The 15239-nt window shown below is 57.4% G+C and carries 16 protein-coding genes and 1 tRNA gene; 6 read left to right on the forward strand and 11 right to left on the reverse strand.

What is annotated here, in order from left to right:
• From GWQ22_RS18875 to GWQ22_RS18885, 3 genes are all read right to left on the reverse strand, one after another.
• Positions 1-349: hypothetical protein (locus tag GWQ22_RS18875; protein WP_275931270.1), on the reverse strand; the 349-nt coding region annotated here is incomplete at its 3' end.
• A gap of 1 nt (position 350) precedes the next feature.
• A complete protein-coding gene (locus GWQ22_RS18880) occupies positions 351-635 on the reverse strand; it encodes a DNA-binding protein (protein WP_275931271.1) in 285 nt (94 codons plus the stop codon).
• A gap of 4 nt (positions 636-639) precedes the next feature.
• A complete protein-coding gene (locus tag GWQ22_RS18885) occupies positions 640-837 on the reverse strand; it encodes a Cro/CI family transcriptional regulator (protein WP_275931272.1) in 198 nt (65 codons plus the stop codon).
• Positions 838-982: 145 nt separating this feature from the next.
• Between GWQ22_RS18885 and GWQ22_RS18890 the strand changes: the two genes are divergently transcribed.
• Positions 983-1675: a S24 family peptidase gene (locus tag GWQ22_RS18890; RefSeq protein ID WP_275931273.1), complete on the forward strand. Its 693-nt coding sequence runs from the start codon at positions 983-985 to the stop codon at positions 1673-1675.
• Positions 1676-1766: 91 nt separating this feature from the next.
• Complete coding sequence (locus tag GWQ22_RS18895) at positions 1767-2072, forward strand: DUF1889 family protein (RefSeq protein ID WP_275931274.1); 306 nt, start codon at positions 1767-1769, stop codon at positions 2070-2072.
• Here the strand turns inward: GWQ22_RS18895 and GWQ22_RS18900 are convergent.
• Positions 2053-2286, reverse strand: a complete 234-nt coding sequence (locus tag GWQ22_RS18900; RefSeq protein ID WP_275931275.1) for a hypothetical protein — start codon at positions 2284-2286, stop codon at positions 2053-2055. The two genes, GWQ22_RS18895 and GWQ22_RS18900, sit on opposite strands and share 20 nt — an antisense overlap.
• A 125-nt stretch (positions 2287-2411) precedes the next feature.
• Here GWQ22_RS18900 and GWQ22_RS18905 point away from each other — a divergent pair, with 125 nt between their 5' ends.
• Positions 2412-3389: a tyrosine-type recombinase/integrase gene (locus GWQ22_RS18905; protein ID WP_275931276.1), complete on the forward strand. Its 978-nt coding sequence runs from the start codon at positions 2412-2414 to the stop codon at positions 3387-3389.
• A gap of 161 nt (positions 3390-3550) precedes the next feature.
• On the opposite strand, the gene pbpG is transcribed toward GWQ22_RS18905, so the two are convergent.
• The 6 genes from pbpG to pepA all read right to left on the reverse strand — a co-directional run bounded on the left by pbpG (position 3551) and on the right by pepA (position 11967).
• Positions 3551-4378 carry a D-alanyl-D-alanine endopeptidase gene (gene pbpG / locus GWQ22_RS18910; RefSeq protein WP_042035244.1) on the reverse strand — a complete coding sequence of 276 codons (828 nt, stop codon included), beginning with the start codon at positions 4376-4378 and terminating at the stop codon, positions 3551-3553.
• A 136-nt stretch (positions 4379-4514) separates the two neighbouring features.
• On the reverse strand, positions 4515-5180 hold the full coding sequence (locus GWQ22_RS18915; RefSeq protein ID WP_042035242.1) for a DedA family protein: 666 nt from the start codon (positions 5178-5180) through the stop codon (positions 4515-4517).
• 20 nt (positions 5181-5200) lie between these two features.
• Entirely contained in the window at positions 5201-6493 is a 1293-nt protein-coding gene (locus GWQ22_RS18920) for a hemolysin family protein (RefSeq protein ID WP_042035240.1), read from the reverse strand.
• Between the two features lie 406 nt (positions 6494-6899).
• Positions 6900-9764: a valine--tRNA ligase gene (locus GWQ22_RS18925; protein WP_275931277.1), complete on the reverse strand. Its 2865-nt coding sequence runs from the start codon at positions 9762-9764 to the stop codon at positions 6900-6902.
• A 65-nt stretch (positions 9765-9829) separates the two neighbouring features.
• A complete protein-coding gene (locus GWQ22_RS18930) occupies positions 9830-10285 on the reverse strand; it encodes a DNA polymerase III subunit chi (protein ID WP_212512742.1) in 456 nt (151 codons plus the stop codon).
• Positions 10286-10458: 173 nt separating this feature from the next.
• Positions 10459-11967: a leucyl aminopeptidase gene (gene pepA, locus GWQ22_RS18935; RefSeq protein ID WP_042035237.1), complete on the reverse strand. Its 1509-nt coding sequence runs from the start codon at positions 11965-11967 to the stop codon at positions 10459-10461.
• A gap of 172 nt (positions 11968-12139) precedes the next feature.
• On the opposite strand from pepA, the gene lptF reads away from it, so the two are divergent.
• Positions 12140-13252: an LPS export ABC transporter permease LptF gene (gene lptF, locus GWQ22_RS18940; protein WP_275931278.1), complete on the forward strand. Its 1113-nt coding sequence runs from the start codon at positions 12140-12142 to the stop codon at positions 13250-13252.
• Positions 13253-13277: 25 nt separating this feature from the next.
• Positions 13278-14348 (forward strand): LPS export ABC transporter permease LptG, encoded by a 1071-nt coding sequence (gene lptG, locus GWQ22_RS18945; protein WP_042035233.1) that lies wholly within the window; start codon positions 13278-13280, stop codon positions 14346-14348.
• A gap of 67 nt (positions 14349-14415) precedes the next feature.
• Here lptG and GWQ22_RS18950 read toward each other — a convergent pair whose 3' ends face one another.
• Positions 14416-14937: an RDD family protein gene (locus tag GWQ22_RS18950; protein ID WP_275931279.1), complete on the reverse strand. Its 522-nt coding sequence runs from the start codon at positions 14935-14937 to the stop codon at positions 14416-14418.
• A 143-nt stretch (positions 14938-15080) separates the two neighbouring features.
• On the opposite strand from GWQ22_RS18950, the gene GWQ22_RS18955 reads away from it, so the two are divergent.
• Positions 15081-15166, forward strand: a tRNA-Leu gene (locus tag GWQ22_RS18955).
• Positions 15167-15239 lie beyond the last annotated feature (73 nt).

Genomic DNA, 15239 nt, shown 5'->3' on the forward strand with positions numbered 1-15239 from the left:
ACATCAACAAGCCCTTACTCTTCGCCAGCCGCTCGGCCGGCCCTGTTTCCTCTCTTGGTTTCTCTTCGGGTTGCAGCTCTGGCAGGCAGCCGGTGTGCCACTCGTATTCGGACATGCGCCCATGGAAGAGGTGCTGGAGCCCGAGTTCTATCACCGCTTGGCGGAGCGCTTCTTTGTCAGCTCTACCGATGGGTAATACTGGCTTTGCGAAGGTGAACGGCAACTTTGCGGTGTAGCAGATGGCAGCCCGCTGTTTCTGGTTGGCCTCGCGCCAGTAGCGCGGCACTTGAGATTTACTTTGTAGAAGCTGTGCCCTGAGCAGGGCTGGGTAATTATTTCTTTTTTCCATATCAGTGCTCCCTTGCTAGGTAACGCATTGCGCTATAACGCTCGTCCATGTAGATCGTCATCAGCTTCACATAGCGTTTAGCGCCACGGCGCGCTTGCTTGATAGGCAAATCCCCTCTATCCGCCTGATGCCTGACCGCTTTCAGAGTCTGCTTCGACATGTCAGCCCACTGCTCCAGGGAGGCGTAAACCATCTCCCCGAACGGGTAGCACTCTGGCATGTTTCGAATGTCGCTTGGTATTGTGCTCAGCACTGCCTTGCTGTGGCTTATTGGTACTACGTTCATCCCCCTAGCCATGCTGCACCGCCTGCTGTTGTGGCTGCTGCTCACCCACTTTCTGATTTCCATCTGCCATTTCTTTCAGCTGAAACGCCCGCAGTGGCGGAACAACCTCTCCCCATTGGCTAATTGCCTGAGTCGAACACCCCAGCGCTGCGGCTAACGCCCTGACGCTGCCAAAGCGATCTATCGCATCTTGTTTTTTCATGCCCTCTCCGAAGAAAGTTTATCTTTCCTTTTGGCGCAAGTTACCCCCATCAATGCGTCTTTGCAAGCGATCTTTCAATTTAATAAAGTTAATCTTTCCATCTTTCCAAGGAAACTTTCACATCAAGGGCGGTAAAATGGTTTTCATGAAAGTTAATGACCGCATAAAGTCAGCCAGAAAAAAAAAGGGACTGAGCCAAGATGAGCTCAGTGCTTTTGTTGGGGTGTCACGGGCTGCCATCAGCCAATGGGAGCGAGGAGAGACAACGCCTAGAGGAAAATATCTGAGCGACTTAGCAACGGCGCTCGGGGTGACTGTCGAGTGGCTTCTCGTCGGTTCCACCACGCCCACTCAGCCAGTGGCAGAAATCGGAAGCAAGGCGGCATTCAGCAATACCGAACCCGCTGTCGTTCCCAGCGGACGGCGGATCCCCATACTCAGCTATGTTCAGGCAGGTCACTGGCGCGAGATGTGCGACCAGGCATTTGGCGTTGATGGCAACACTGAGTTTGTGCTGGCTGGCATCGATGTCGGCCAGCACGCCTTTGGCCTCTGGCTCAGGGGAAACTCGATGGCTCCGACCTTCAATGAGGGGGACCTGGTTATCATCGACCCTGATGAATCTCCGCGCCCCGGCGACTTCGTGATCGCCAAGAACGGCAGCGAAGAGGCCACGTTCAAGAAGTACCGACCGCGCGGGATCGGGCTGGATGGTAAGGAAATTTTTGAACTGGTCCCGCTCAATGACGACTACCCCACGCTCTATTCAGATCGACAGCACATCGAGATCATCGGCGTGGTGATCGAGCATCGGATTTTTATTCGTCGCCACCGCTAACTCCGGCTTTATCTCAGCCGCGAGCCTCTATGGATCAATGGGTTCATATTGCGTGGCAAATGGTTGCCGCGCTTTCATCTCAGGAGAGTTCATGAGTAATAGTCATGATGTATTGGAGCGGGCAATCGCCAAGCTAAGCGTCCTCGTCAATGTTTCTGCTGGCATCACACATCCGATGGATGATTCACGCGCCAAGGAGCTGTTCAAAGCTTTACGTGCCAAGGGGATTTCTTGCAGCCACGGCGATGTGCATCGCATCGCCGTAGCCAATGACTGGAGTGATCGTCATGCAACCGCGCTAGCCAAACTGGCTGACAAAATTGATGGCGGCGGGCGTGTTCAGATCCCCCATAAGAGCGGCTGGGGAGAGAAGGTTGTCAGCGAGCTGCTGTCTTGATCTCCAGCTCCCTCAACCACTGCTCAACAAACAGAAACAGGTCGTGGCGAAGAGCTTCAACACCACCATGCACTTGCGCAAACGTCGGGTTCAATGTTGCCACCCGGTAGTCGCTGGCGGCGAGCGCAATGCGCTTTAGGTCATCGCCATCTGGTATGTGATCGCAATCGCAGGCACTCAACAGTGTGCCCCGCTGGGTTTTGAACGTATTCATTGCGCTTCCTTAATGTTTTGCCGTGAATGCCTATCATACCTCATAGCCAGCTCTGATTTTTACGTCATCTTGGCTGACTTATTTCTCTTTCAACCTCACCCGGTCTATAACATCGCACTTCGTCTATGAGCATAAAATCCACCGCTGATGGTTACCTTGTCGACCTTCGCCCCCAAGGGCGGGATGGCAAGCGGATCCGCAAGCGCTTCAAGACCAAGTCTGAGGCTCAGCAATTCGAAAGGTGGGTGCTATCCACCCAGCATGATAAAGAGTGGTTGGGTAAACCGCCTGATACTCGCCCCCTCTCCGAACTCATTGAGCTGTGGTGGCGCTTTCATGGACAGACTCTCAAGGTGGGCGCTGCTACCAAGCAAAAACTTCACAATATTGATGCAGCCATGGGCCATCCGCAGGCTCGCCATGTCGATAAAAAAGCATTCACAGAATACAGGGCGCGCAGGCTTGATGCCGGGCGACAGCACCGAACAATAAACCACGAACAGAATATGCTGAGTGGTGTTTTCACTACGTTAATTGAGCTCGGTCATTACCATCATGAACACCCCCTCAAAGAGCTGAAAAAGATAAAAAACCCTCAGAGAGCAATGGGATTCCTCACTCGCGCAGAGATATCTGCCCTGCTCAGCTCAGTGGATGGTGACAACGCAAAGGCGATTAAAGTTTGCCTTGCCACAGGTGCTCGCTGGAATGAGGCGACGGGGTTGCGACATGAAGATGTGGTGAATGAGCGTGTCACCTTCACGAATACCAAAAATGGCAGGAACAGAACAGTTCCAATTTCGCGGGCTCTTTTTGATGAGATCGCCCACGGGAAGCGGGGCGGCCTGCTATTTCCAGATGTCAATTATTTAACCGTGCGGGATTGCATTAAAACCGTCGCGCCAGGCTTGCCCGCTGGGCAGGCTGCTCATGCCCTGCGGCACTCGTTCGCCAGTCACTTCATGATGGGAGGTGGCAATATCTTGGCCCTGCAGCGGATCCTCGGTCATCACAATATCCAGCAAACGATGACCTACGCCCATTTTGCCCCCGACTACCTGAATGATGCCGTGCGCTTCAACCCCCTTGACGGGGGCGGATAGGTAGGTGGCCAGTGTCCACATTGTGCCATTTTTTACCGGGCAACGATGATTATCATGGGGCAGTATGGGGCTGGTAAATCGTTGAATTTTATATAAGTGTATGATTTTAATTACTTTAATATAGATGCCGCAGCATCCTTTTCCAATTCCGGGTTGGCAACTCAGCTTTTCAGCCACTTGCGAATGCGGTTGGCATCGCCGATAGGGGTGCGTTTGCCCACCGAGTTGAGCAACACGATGGCCAGCTCCTGGCGGTCGGGTTTGGCGCGCATCACCAGGCAGCGGCCCGCCTCGTCGGTGAAACCTGTCTTGGAGAGGCGAACATCCCAGTCCGGGTTTTTCACCAGCGGGTTGGTGTTGTTGAACATCAGGCTGTAGGCGGGGGTGCTGAAACGCATCTCCTTGTCGGTGTCCTGGGTGAATTCACGGATCAGCGGCTGGCGATAGGCGGCAGAGATGAGCTTGGCCAGATCCTGGGCGGTGGAAACGTTGCGCGTCGACAGGCCGGTGGAGTCGTAGAAACGGCTGTTGCGCATGCCAAGTTGCTTGGCCTTGTTGTTCATGGCGCGGATGAAGGCGGGACGTCCACCGGGATAGTGGCGTGCCAGGGCCGAGGCCATCCGGTTCTCGGAGGACATCAGTGCCAGGTGCAGCGCATCGCGGCGGCTGACCTTGCTGCCAAAGCGGACCCGGGAATAGGTGTGCTTGATGGCATCCCTGTCATTCTGATCTATGGTCAGGGTCTGGTTGAGATCCTGACGGGCATCCAGTACCACCAGAGCCGTCATCAGCTTGGTGAGCGAGGCGATCGGCCGCACCTGGGTGGCATTCTTCTGATACAGGGTCTTGCCCGTATTGACGTCCATCACCAGTGCGCTGCTCGATTGCAACTGCAGTTTGGCCGGGTTGGGGGCAGCCAATGCTGCCGGCAAGCCCAGCAGTCCAACCAATGCATATACCAGCGCCATTGCGCTAACCCGACACCGCATACTACCGACTCCGTTCACGTCGAAAAAAAGGCGGTAGATTCACTCATTTTTACCCCTGCTTTACAAGGGTATCAGGGGGAATTCGCCATTATTTCGATAAAAAAAGGCCATCTTGCGATGGCCTTTTTCATTTGTCTCAATCCCGTGGGGTGACGGTTTTACTTTTGCTCAGCCAGCGCCAGATGAGGGCGACAATACCACCGACCAGCAGTACCAGCGGCAGGTAAAGAATGATGCTGAGGAACTGTGACTCGTACTTGGCCGCGAGCTTGGTGTGGCTCAGGTAGTAACCCAGGCTCACCAGCGGAGTGATCCACATGATGGAGCTGACCAGATTGACGACGAGAAAGCGCCCCTGCGGGATCTCGGTCGCCCCGACTATGTAGGGGTAGACAGTGCGCACGAAGGCGATGTAGCGGGCCGTGATCAGGGTCAGGATGCCGTATTTGTTGAGCAGGTAGAACACCTTCTCCTTGTGCTTGTCGTCCATGTGGGACATCAGGCGATGGTACATGCGGGTATGGCCCAGAAAGCGTCCCTGCATATAGCCGAACCAGGTACCGACGAAGGTGGCCAGGATCAGCAGTGGCACTATACCAAGGGGGAGTACGTCCTGATAGATGAGTACACCCGTCAGAATGAGCAGGCTATCGCCGGGCAGGAAGGCGGTGGGGATGAACCCGTTCTCCAGCACAAGAAAAGTTAGCAACACGCCGCAGACCATGAAGGCCATCTTGGGATCGGACAGCGTCGCCAGATCCTGATGCATAAAGGCGTGAGCCAGTTGGTAAAACTGCTCCATACTCACAAGCTCCGCGTAAATTAGCTGGGTTGATCGATCAAGGGCATGGCGAGCACCTTGTCGATGCGCAGACCATCCATGTCGACAATTTCCAGTTGCCACTGCTCCAGAGCCACCAAATCTCCGGTCTGAGGAACACGGCCAAGGAGCAGCATGATAAGCCCTCCAAGGGTGTGATAGTGATGTTTTTCTTCTTCCGGTAGTCGAACCAGTCCCAGACAGTCCTTCAACTCCGGCAGCGGAATGAGGCCATCGAGCAGCCAGCTGCCATCGGTGCGCTGGAAGGCCCAGTTGTCGTCGCTGTTATCCTGCTGGAAGTCACCCGCCAGCGTCTCCAGCAGATCCTGCTGGGTGACCAGCCCCTGCAGTTCACCGTATTCGTCCACCACCAGCACCATGTGCTCGGAGTGGGCGCGGAAGTGATTGAGCAGCTCCAGGCCATTGAGGGTCTCCGGCAACAGGCTGCCATCCTGGGTCAGGGCCGCCAGATCGATGGGTTCCCCCTTGATGTAGGCGTGCAGTACCTTGTTGACGTTGAGTATGCCCACCAGATCCGAGAGGCTGCCATCGCAAACCGGAAAGAAGCTATGGCGATACTCCACCAGCCGTTGCAGGTTCACCTCCAGCGGCAGGGCGAGATCCAGATAGCGGATGTCGCTGCGTGGCACCATCAGGGAGGAGAGGCTGCGCTCGTCGAGACGAAACACGTTGCGCAGCATGGTGTGCTCATGATCTTCGATGATCCCGGCTTCGGAGCCCTCCACCAGCATGGCGTGGATCTCCTCCTGGGTTACGTTCGCTCCGCCCTCCTGGCTGACGCGCAGGATGCGCAGGCTGGCCTTGGTGGAAGCGGACAACAGCCAGACGAAGGGGCGGGTGATGGCCGCCAGCCACAGCATGGGGCGGGCCACCAGACAGGCGATGCGCTCGGCGTTAAGCTGGCCGAGGCGCTTGGGCACCAGTTCACCGACGATGATGGAGAGGTAGGTGATCACCACTATGACCAGTACGGTGGCGAGCAGGCTGCTGCTCTTGGCGGCCATGCCCCACTCTTGTAGCCAGAAGGCCAGCGGTTGTGCCAGCAGTGATTCGCCGTAGATACCGTTGAGCAGGCCGATACTGGTGATGCCAATTTGGACGGCGGAGAGGAAATGGGTCGGATCTTCGCTCAGCTTGAGGGCAATGGCGGCTGAGTCGCTGCCTTCGCTCGCCATCTTGCTGAGGCGAGCCTTGCGTGCGGTAACGATGGCGATTTCCGACATGGCAAATACGCCATTAAGCAAAATCAATCCAAACAGGATCAATATTTCCATACTGCAACAGCACTCCGAGTAGAAAAGATCGCTGGCAGTGTAATGAATTTGGGGGCGATGTGCTTGTGAAAGCAGGTGATTTGGCTCGCTAATTTTGTACAAAGGGGCGAAGAAAGGCCGTGAGAAGGGATTTATGGCAACAAAAAGCCCCCTGCGGGAGGGGAATGCCAGTCAGTTAACCATTTTTGTGACTGAATATCCGAAATATTGAATAACAGGAACTGTGTCATGGTTAAGGCGTCAATGTGGCTGACACCTTTGCCCTGACTGGCATCCAATAAAAAGAGGGAGGCATGATGCCTCCCTCACTCTTTTGCCCTTATCCCTCACGGGCTGAGACTCACATGCCCTTAACCGGCTTGTATTACCCTGCTGCAGGGGGGCTTTTTCATGCAGCTCAGCTGCCTTACAGAGCGGCGATTTCGGCCTGCTGGGTCTCGAGGGTCACCAGCTGGGCGCGGTACTCTTCCAGCTTCTCGCGCTCCTTGGCGATGACGGCTTCCGGCGCCTTGGCCACGAAGGCCTCGTTGCCGAGCTTGCCTTCGATGCGGGCGCACTCGCCGACCAGCTTGGTCACTTCTTTGGCCAGACGGGCCAGTTCGGCGTCCTTGTCGATGAGACCGGCCATCGGGATCATCAGCTCGGTGGCACCGATCAGCTTCTTCACTGACAGGGGGGCCACTTCACCGTCCGCCAGTACGCGGATGGATTCCAGACGGGCCAGCGACTTGAGGAAAGCCTCGTTGTCACCGGCGCGTTGGCTATCCTTGGCATCGCACTTGAGCAGCACGTTCAAGGCAACGCTCGGCGCCACATTCATCTCGGCGCGGATGTTGCGGATACTGACGATAAACTCCTTCACCCACTCCTGATCCGCCATGGCGGTGTCGTCTACCTTGGCGGCATCGAACTGTGGGAAGGCTTGCAGCATGATGGTGTCTGCGTGCACGCCAGTCAGCGGTGCCACCGATTTCCAGATGGTCTCGGTGATGAACGGGATGATCGGGTGCGCCAGACGCAGCAGGGTTTCCAGCACAGTCACCAAGGTGTGACGGGTGGCACGCTGCTCAGCCTCGGAACCCTTGCCCAGCACCGGCTTGGTCAGCTCCAGATACCAGTCACAGAACTGGTTCCAGATAAATTCGTACAAGACGCCGGCCGCGATATCGAAGCGGTAGGTGTCGAGCGCGGTACGGAAGTCACGGATGGCCACTTGCAGCTGGGACTGGATCCAGCGATCCGCCAGGCTGAACTGCATTTCGCCGCCATTGCCTTGCGAAGAGAAACCGCAATCCTGATCTTCGGTGTTCATCAGCACATAGCGGGAGGCGTTCCACAGCTTGTTGCAGAAGTTGTTGTAACCGTCCAGGCGCTTCATGTCCCAGTTGATGTCACGACCGGTAGAGGCGAGCGCCGCCAGGGTGAAGCGCAGGGCGTCGGTACCGTGCGCGTCGATCCCTTCCGGGAACTGCTTGGCGGTACGCTTGCCGATCTTCTCGGCCATCTGCGGCTGCATCATGTTGCCGGTGCGCTTCTCCAGCAGATCTTCCAGCGAGATACCGTCGATCATATCGAGCGGATCCAGCACGTTGCCCTTGGACTTGGACATCTTCTGGCCCTCTTCATCACGGATAAGGCCCGTGATGTAGACGGTCTTGAACGGGACTTGCGGCTGGCCGTTTTCGTCCTTGATGAAGTGCATGGTCATCATGATCATCCGGGCAATCCAGAAGAAGATGATGTCGAAGCCGCTCATCAGCACGTCGGTCGGGTGGAAGGTCTTGAGTGCTTCGGTGTTGTTCGGCCAGCCCAGGGTGGAGAAGGTCCACAGGGCGGAGCTGAACCAGGTGTCGAGCACGTCTTCGTCCTGACGCAGCACGGTCACGGACGGGATGCTGTGCTTGGCACGCACTTCCGCCTCGTCACGGCCCACGTAAACATTGCCGGCATCGTCATACCAGGCCGGGATGCGGTGACCCCACCACAGCTGGCGGGAGACGCACCAGTCCTGAATGTCGCGCATCCAGGAGAAGTACATGTTCTCGTACTGCTTGGGCACGAACTGGATGCGGCCATCTTCCACCGCTTCGATGGCGGTCTTGGCCATCGGTGCCACGCGCACGTACCACTGGTCGGTCAGCATCGGCTCGATGGGCACACCGCCGCGATCGCCGTAGGGTTGTTGCAGTACGTGATCCTTGATTTCGGCCAGCAGGCCCAGCTCATCCAGCTTGGCCACGATGGCTTTACGGGCGGCGAAGCGCTCCATACCGGCGAACTCGCCCGGCAGGGCGGCGTCGTAGGCGGTGCTCGGGTTGCCGTTGGTATCGACCACTTCGGCCTCTGCACGCACGTGGGCGTCCAAGGTAAAGATGTTGATCATCGGCAGGCTGTGGCGCTTGCCCACTTCGTTATCGTTAAAATCGTGGGCCGGGGTGATCTTCACGCAACCGGTGCCCTTCTCCATGTCGGCGTGTTCGTCGGCGACGATGGGGATCAGACGGTTCACCAGCGGCAGCAGGATGTGCTGGCCGATCAGCGCCTTGTAGCGCGGGTCTTCCGGGTTCACTGCCACGGCGGTATCGCCCAGCATGGTTTCCGGACGGGTGGTGGCGACGATCAGGTGATCCTGACCTTCGGCTGTCTTGGCGCCGTTGGCCAGCGGATAGCGAAGGTGCCACATGTGGCCCTTGATCTCGCGGTTTTCCACTTCCAGATCGGAAATAGCGGTGTTGAGCTTGGGATCCCAGTTCACCAGACGCTTGCCGCGGTACATCAGGCCATCTTCGTAGAGACGGACAAACACTTCCTGCACGGCGCTCGAGAGACCCTCATCCATGGTGAAGCGCTCGCGCTCCCAATCTACCGAGTCGCCCAGACGGCGCATCTGGCGGGTGATGGTGCCACCGGACTCTTCCTTCCACTGCCAAATCTTGTCGATGAAGGCATCACGGCCGTAATCGTGGCGAGTCTTGCCCTCTTCTGCAGCGATCTTGCGCTCAACCACCATCTGGGTGGCGATACCGGCGTGGTCGGTGCCTGATTGCCACAGGGTGTTCTTGCCCTGCATGCGGTTGTAGCGGATCAAGGTGTCCATCAGGGTCTGTTGGAAGGCATGGCCCATGTGCAGGCTGCCGGTGACGTTCGGCGGCGGGATCATGATGCAGAAGGAGTCTTTGCTGGTGTCGCCGTGGGGCTTGAAGTAACCCTGGGTTTCCCAGTGCTGATAGAGCGCCTGTTCGATGGCGTTGTGATTAAAAGTCTTTTCCATGGTCTCGCCGTAATCTGGATGGATGGAGTCTGGTGTTGATTCTTTTTTGGATCAATAGGTTGCAGTCAGGGCTGCGCCGGATCCGGTGCGGCAAGGACGGGCTGATCCCTCATTTCGAGGGTATGGCCTGCCTGGCGATAGTGCTTGTAGCGCTCGCGGGCTTGCTGCTTTTGAGTTTCATCAGTGGGGACAAAATCTACCACTTGAGCGAAGTGTCCTGCAAACAAAGGTGTCGCACTGGCCAGATTGATGAGGCGAGCATAGCGCCGCTTCGGCGGTTGATGACCGATCTCCACCGGTGCCTGACCGCTCTCGCCCTGCAACTGATGGGGTACGAAGCGCTCCGGTGGCAGTTGCCACAACAGCTCGTCCAGGCGCAGGGCCTGAGCCTCATCGTCGCACAGCAGGTAGAGATGGCCCGCGCTCCAGCCATCGGCCACGAGTTGACAGGCGAGCCGCTCGACGGCGGTGGCCTGCGCGTCATCCGGCTCGCTCATCAGGTAAAAGGTCACTTGGCTCATCAGGTTGATCCCGTTTGCGGTGACGGACTATTGACCGCCGAAGAGGCTGACAGGGAGTTTTCCCGCCTGCCACTCACTGATTCAAGAATGAAACAAGGAAGAGGCGGGCCTCTTCCTTGTGGTACTGGGCAACTCCCGCGTTTCCGATGCAGCCATCGGAAGGAGCAGGGGAGTTACTCCTTCTCTTCGATATCCACGCCAGCCCTGTTCAGCAGGAACTGGGTCAGCAGGGGCACCGGACGACCGGTGGAGCCTTTATCCTTGCCACTCTTCCAGGCGGTCCCGGCGATATCCAAGTGGGCCCAGTTGTACTTCTTGGTGAAGCGTGACAGGAAGGCGGCAGCGGTAATGGTGCCAGCCGGACGCCCGCCAATGTTGGCCATGTCGGCAAACGGGCTCTCCAGCTGTTCCTGATACTCGTCGAACAGCGGCAGGCGCCAGGCGCGATCGCCGGCCTGCTCGGAGGCGTTGAGCAGCTCGTGAGCCAGCGGGTTGTGGTTGGCCAGCAGACCCGTGGTGTGGTGGCCCAGCGCTATGATGCAGGCACCGGTCAGGGTCGCCACGTCGATGACAGTCTCGGGATCGTAACGATCCACATAGGTGAGCGCATCGCACAGCACCAGACGGCCTTCCGCATCCGTGTTGAGCACTTCAATGGTCTGACCGGACATGGAGGTGAGGATGTCACCCGGGCGATAGGCGTTGCCACCCGGCATGTTCTCGCAACCGGCCAGCACGCCGATGACGTTGATGGGCAGCTGCAACTGAGCCAGGGCGTGCATGGTGCCGAGCACGGAGGCGGCGCCACCCATGTCGTACTTCATCTCGTCCATGCCTTCGGCTGGCTTGATGGAGATGCCGCCGGAATCGAAAGTCAGACCCTTGCCGACCAGCACGATGGGCTTGGCATCGGCGTTGCCCTTGTATTCGATGATGGCCATCATGGCTTCATTGTCGGAGCCACGGGCCACTGCCAGATAGGAGTTCATGCCGAGCTCGGCCATCTCCTGCTCACCGATCACTTTGGTGGTGATGTTGTCGAATGCATCGGCAAGACGACGAGCCTGGGAAGCCAGATAGGCCGGATTGCAGATGTTGGGCGGCATGTTTGCCACGTCACGACAGACCCGCACCCCTTTCGCCACAGCCAGACCGTGGGAGATGGCTTTTTCACCTATGGTCAGTTCCCGACGCGTCGGGACGTTGAACACCAGCTTGCGCAGCGGACGGCGCGGCTCGGCCTTGTTGGTCTTGAACTGATCGAAGCTGTAGAGGCCCGCCTTGGTGGTTTCCACCGCCTGGCGCACCTTCCAATAGGTATCCCGACCCTTGACGTGCAGTTCTGTCAGGAAGCAGACCGCTTCCATGGAACCCGTCTCGTTCAGGGTGGTGATGGTCTTGTTGATGATCTGCTTGTACTGGCGTTCGTCGAGTTCCCGCTCCTTGCCACAACCGACCAGCAATACGCGCTCGCTGAGCACGCCTGGTACTTGATGCAGCAACAGCATCTGGCCTGGTTTCCCTTCCAAGTCGCCACGGCGCAACAGCGAACTGATGTAGCCATCGCTGATCTTGTCCAGTTGTTCGGCAACCGGAGAGAGACGACGCGGCTCGAACACGCCGACCACGACGCAGGCACTGCGTTGCTTCTCAGGACTGCCACTCTTTACACTGAACTCCATGGAATCTCCTACATCCTAAAGACAAAAGGCACCTTTTATTGAATAATGCGGTGCTTGTTGGGGTATCAGAGGCGGAGCGAACAGCCATAGGCTCCGCAGTTCAAACTGGTAAAAATCCAATATACGGCCCTATTTTTCAGGCATTCAACTAAAAACACAAGTTTACTTGGGAATGACTGTGATCGTTTTCCGATATTTGTTCAGGGAAACCCTGAAAACCCAGCTGGCAGTGTTGTTCGTGCTGCTGCTTATCTTTGTCAGTCAACAATTTATCCAGATCATCGGTGACGCCGCCGATGGCGAGGTGCCAACACGCCTGGTCTCTACCCTGTTGCTGCTCAACCTGCCCAATATGGCGCTGTTGATGCTGCCTATCAGCCTGTTTTTAGCCATCTTGTTTGCTCACGGTCGCCTGTATGCCGAAAGTGAGATGACTGTGATGCATGCGGTGGGGTTAAGCCACCGCTTTGTGATGCACAGCGCCATGCTGCTGGCGTTGCTGACCGCGGCCATCGCCGCTTTCAATACCGGCTGGATCGCCCCTCAGGCCAAGGAGCGCGAGTATCAGGTAATCGACGAATTCAAGGCCGATCCGGGTATCTCCTTCCTGCAGGCGGGCCGTTTCATGGAGCTCGACAAGGGGCGGCTCGTTGTCTACATCCAGGAGCTGAACGACAAGGGCTCCCGGCTGCAGAAGATCTTCGTGCTGCAGCGCTCTCAGGAGGGCAAACCGCCCTCTGTGGTGGTGGCGACGGAAGGGGTGGTGACGGTCGATGAGAACGGCCTGCAGTGGCTGACCCTGAAGGACGGCTCCCGCTACGAGGGCCACTTCAGCAGCAAGCAGTTCCAGATCTCCGAATTTGATGAGTTCAGCCTGGTGATCCGCCAGCAGGAGATGGAGCGCTCCAGCCGCAAGGCGGCTGCCAAGCCGACTCTGGATCTGTTGGGTACGCAGGACAACGGCATGATGGCCGAGTTGCAGTGGCGCCTGTCGTTACCGCTCTCCATCCTGGTGCTCACCTTCCTGGTGGTGCCGCTGGCCAGGGTCAACCCCCGTCAGGGGCGCTATGCCAAGCTGCTGCCTGCCATCTTGCTCTATCTTTCCTACTTCCTGTTGCTCAGTGCGGCGCGCTCGGCCATCGACAGCGGACGCCTGCCTCATTGGCCGGGCATGTTCCTGGTGCCGCTGGCCTATCTGCTGTTGATCGGTCTGCCGCTCAACCTGCAGGGCACCAGCTGGTGGAACGGGATCAAGACTCTCTATTTCAAAAGAAAATCAGCATGATGCTGCAACTTAGGAATCTCGGCTGATGTTTGGCATTCTCGATAGATATATCGGCAGGGTCATTTTCATGGCAATCCTGTTGTGTCAACTGACCCTGGTCGGGCTGGCTGCGCTCATCAAATATGTTGAGCAGCTCAGAGCCGTGGGGGAAGGTAACTACGACATGATCAATGCGCTCTATTTCGTCATGCTCTCCATGCCCAAGGAGGCGGTTCAGTTCTTCCCGCTGGCCGCCCTGCTGGGTGGGCTCATCGGGCTGGGCCAGTTGGCGAGCAGCTCGGAGCTGGTTGTGATGCAGGCGGTGGGGCGTTCCAAGATCAGTATCGTGATGGCGGCGCTCAAGACTGCCATCCCCTTGATGATACTGGTGGGCCTGATGGGTGAATATGTGGCGCCCATCGCCAAGCGGATGGCGGATGATATCAAGGCGGGCGCCCTGTCTGAGGGGCGACTGACGGTCTCTGCCTACGGGGTGTGGGCCCGCGATGGCAATAACTTTGTCAACATTAACGGGGTACGCAACGATGGCGCCCTCACCGGCATTACCCTCTATCGCTTCACGCCCGAGCGCAGGCTGATCGATATCCTCCAGGCGCAGGAAGGGGTGTTTGAACAGCATCACTGGCTGCTCAAGCAGGTCATGGTCACCCGCTTTGACGATCCCAAGCAGATCCAGAGCGAGACGCAGGCCCAGATGGAGTGGACTTCAGAACTCACCCCCAAGCAGCTGGGGGTAGTGAGTATCAATCCTGAAAATCTGCCGGTGGCCGGGTTGCTCGACTACATCGGCTATCTGGATGCCAACAAGCAGGATTCCGGGCGTTACAAGCTGGAGATGTGGCGCAAGCTGCTGTCGCCGCTCTCCGTCGTGGCCATGATACTGCTGGCCTCCTCCTTCATATTCGGCCCGCTGCGTTCGGTGAGCATGGGGGCGCGGATGCTGATGGGCATCATGACCGGCTTTGCCGTCTACGTGAGCGATCGGGTGTTCGGCCCCGTCAGTCTTGTGTATGCGGTGCCACCTATCCTGGCCGCCATCGCGCCCAGTCTGCTGTTTGGCGGTATCTCTTTTTATATCCTCAGTCGCAAGCAGTAATACGCTGTGCGGTAATGCAAAGAGGGCACCTGTTGGTGCCCTCTTTCGTTGCTGCGTTGACCTGCAATTACTTGTTCAGCATCTCCAGATTTTCCTGTTTGCCGAGCACTACCACTTCGCATTCGGACCAGATGTCCTGAAATGCGCGCGGTGCCTTGCGGTTGAACAGGCACAGCAGGTTGCCGAGGCCGAATGCTGCCGTCGCCAGCCGGATCAGGGCCTGGGTGATGCGGATGTTGCTGCCATCCGCATTCTGGATGCGCAGGCGCCAGGCGCGCATGCCGACGGTCTGACCGGCACGAGTCCAGAACCAGGTGTAAAAACCACAGATGATGAAGGCGAGCCAGGCACTGTAAATCGGGCTGGTCAGCAGCCAGGAGGCATCTTTGCCTTCCGGCAGGGTGGCCGCGCCGGTTGCCAGCAGCAGGTGTGCCACCCCCATCCCGATGAAGCCGGCGATGATCAGCAAGGAGATGACTACCAGATAGTCATAGAGCAGGGCACCGAGTCGGCGCAACAGGCCTGCCGAAGGGTTGTGGGGGACTGTGTGGGAGGTGGATGCGGGTTGGACTGGTTTACGCTTGGCCATCGTTCTTATTCCATTAATATGATGCGGGCATTCTATGTAACTGACCCTGCATCGGCAAGGCGTTGAATAAATGAGCAAACGAGCGTGTTCAATAGAAAAACCCCTTGCATGGCATCGCACCATTCGTATAATCCCTCGCAGTTGCCCGGGTGGCGAAATCGGTAGACGCAGCGGATTCAAAATCCGCCGATGAATAATCGTGTCGGTTCGAGTCCGACCCCGGGCACCATTTAGAATTCAATGACTTAAGGCCACCCAAGCGGGTGGCCTTAAGTTTTTCTGGGCCCTCAACATGGCGATGT

Source organism: Aeromonas sp. 1HA1, assembly GCF_029237385.1.
GTDB lineage: Bacteria > Pseudomonadota > Gammaproteobacteria > Enterobacterales > Aeromonadaceae > Aeromonas > Aeromonas popoffii.

Coding starts and splice junctions, on each gene's coding strand:
- GWQ22_RS18880 (WP_275931271.1), bottom strand. CDS start 635: ATGAACGTAGTACCAATAAGCCACAGCAAGGCAGTGCTGAGCACAATA.
- GWQ22_RS18925 (WP_275931277.1), bottom strand. CDS start 9,764: ATGGAAAAGACTTTTAATCACAACGCCATCGAACAGGCGCTCTATCAG.
- GWQ22_RS18900 (WP_275931275.1), bottom strand. CDS start 2,286: ATGAATACGTTCAAAACCCAGCGGGGCACACTGTTGAGTGCCTGCGAT.
- GWQ22_RS18905 (WP_275931276.1), top strand. CDS start 2,412: ATGAGCATAAAATCCACCGCTGATGGTTACCTTGTCGACCTTCGCCCC.
- GWQ22_RS18920 (WP_042035240.1), bottom strand. CDS start 6,493: ATGGAAATATTGATCCTGTTTGGATTGATTTTGCTTAATGGCGTATTT.
- GWQ22_RS18915 (WP_042035242.1), bottom strand. CDS start 5,180: ATGGAGCAGTTTTACCAACTGGCTCACGCCTTTATGCATCAGGATCTG.
- lptG (WP_042035233.1), top strand. CDS start 13,278: ATGTTTGGCATTCTCGATAGATATATCGGCAGGGTCATTTTCATGGCA.
- GWQ22_RS18885 (WP_275931272.1), bottom strand. CDS start 837: ATGAAAAAACAAGATGCGATAGATCGCTTTGGCAGCGTCAGGGCGTTA.
- GWQ22_RS18930 (WP_212512742.1), bottom strand. CDS start 10,285: ATGAGCCAAGTGACCTTTTACCTGATGAGCGAGCCGGATGACGCGCAG.
- GWQ22_RS18950 (WP_275931279.1), bottom strand. CDS start 14,937: ATGGCCAAGCGTAAACCAGTCCAACCCGCATCCACCTCCCACACAGTC.
- pepA (WP_042035237.1), bottom strand. CDS start 11,967: ATGGAGTTCAGTGTAAAGAGTGGCAGTCCTGAGAAGCAACGCAGTGCC.
- GWQ22_RS18895 (WP_275931274.1), top strand. CDS start 1,767: ATGAGTAATAGTCATGATGTATTGGAGCGGGCAATCGCCAAGCTAAGC.
- GWQ22_RS18890 (WP_275931273.1), top strand. CDS start 983: ATGAAAGTTAATGACCGCATAAAGTCAGCCAGAAAAAAAAAGGGACTG.
- lptF (WP_275931278.1), top strand. CDS start 12,140: ATGACTGTGATCGTTTTCCGATATTTGTTCAGGGAAACCCTGAAAACC.
- pbpG (WP_042035244.1), bottom strand. CDS start 4,378: ATGCGGTGTCGGGTTAGCGCAATGGCGCTGGTATATGCATTGGTTGGA.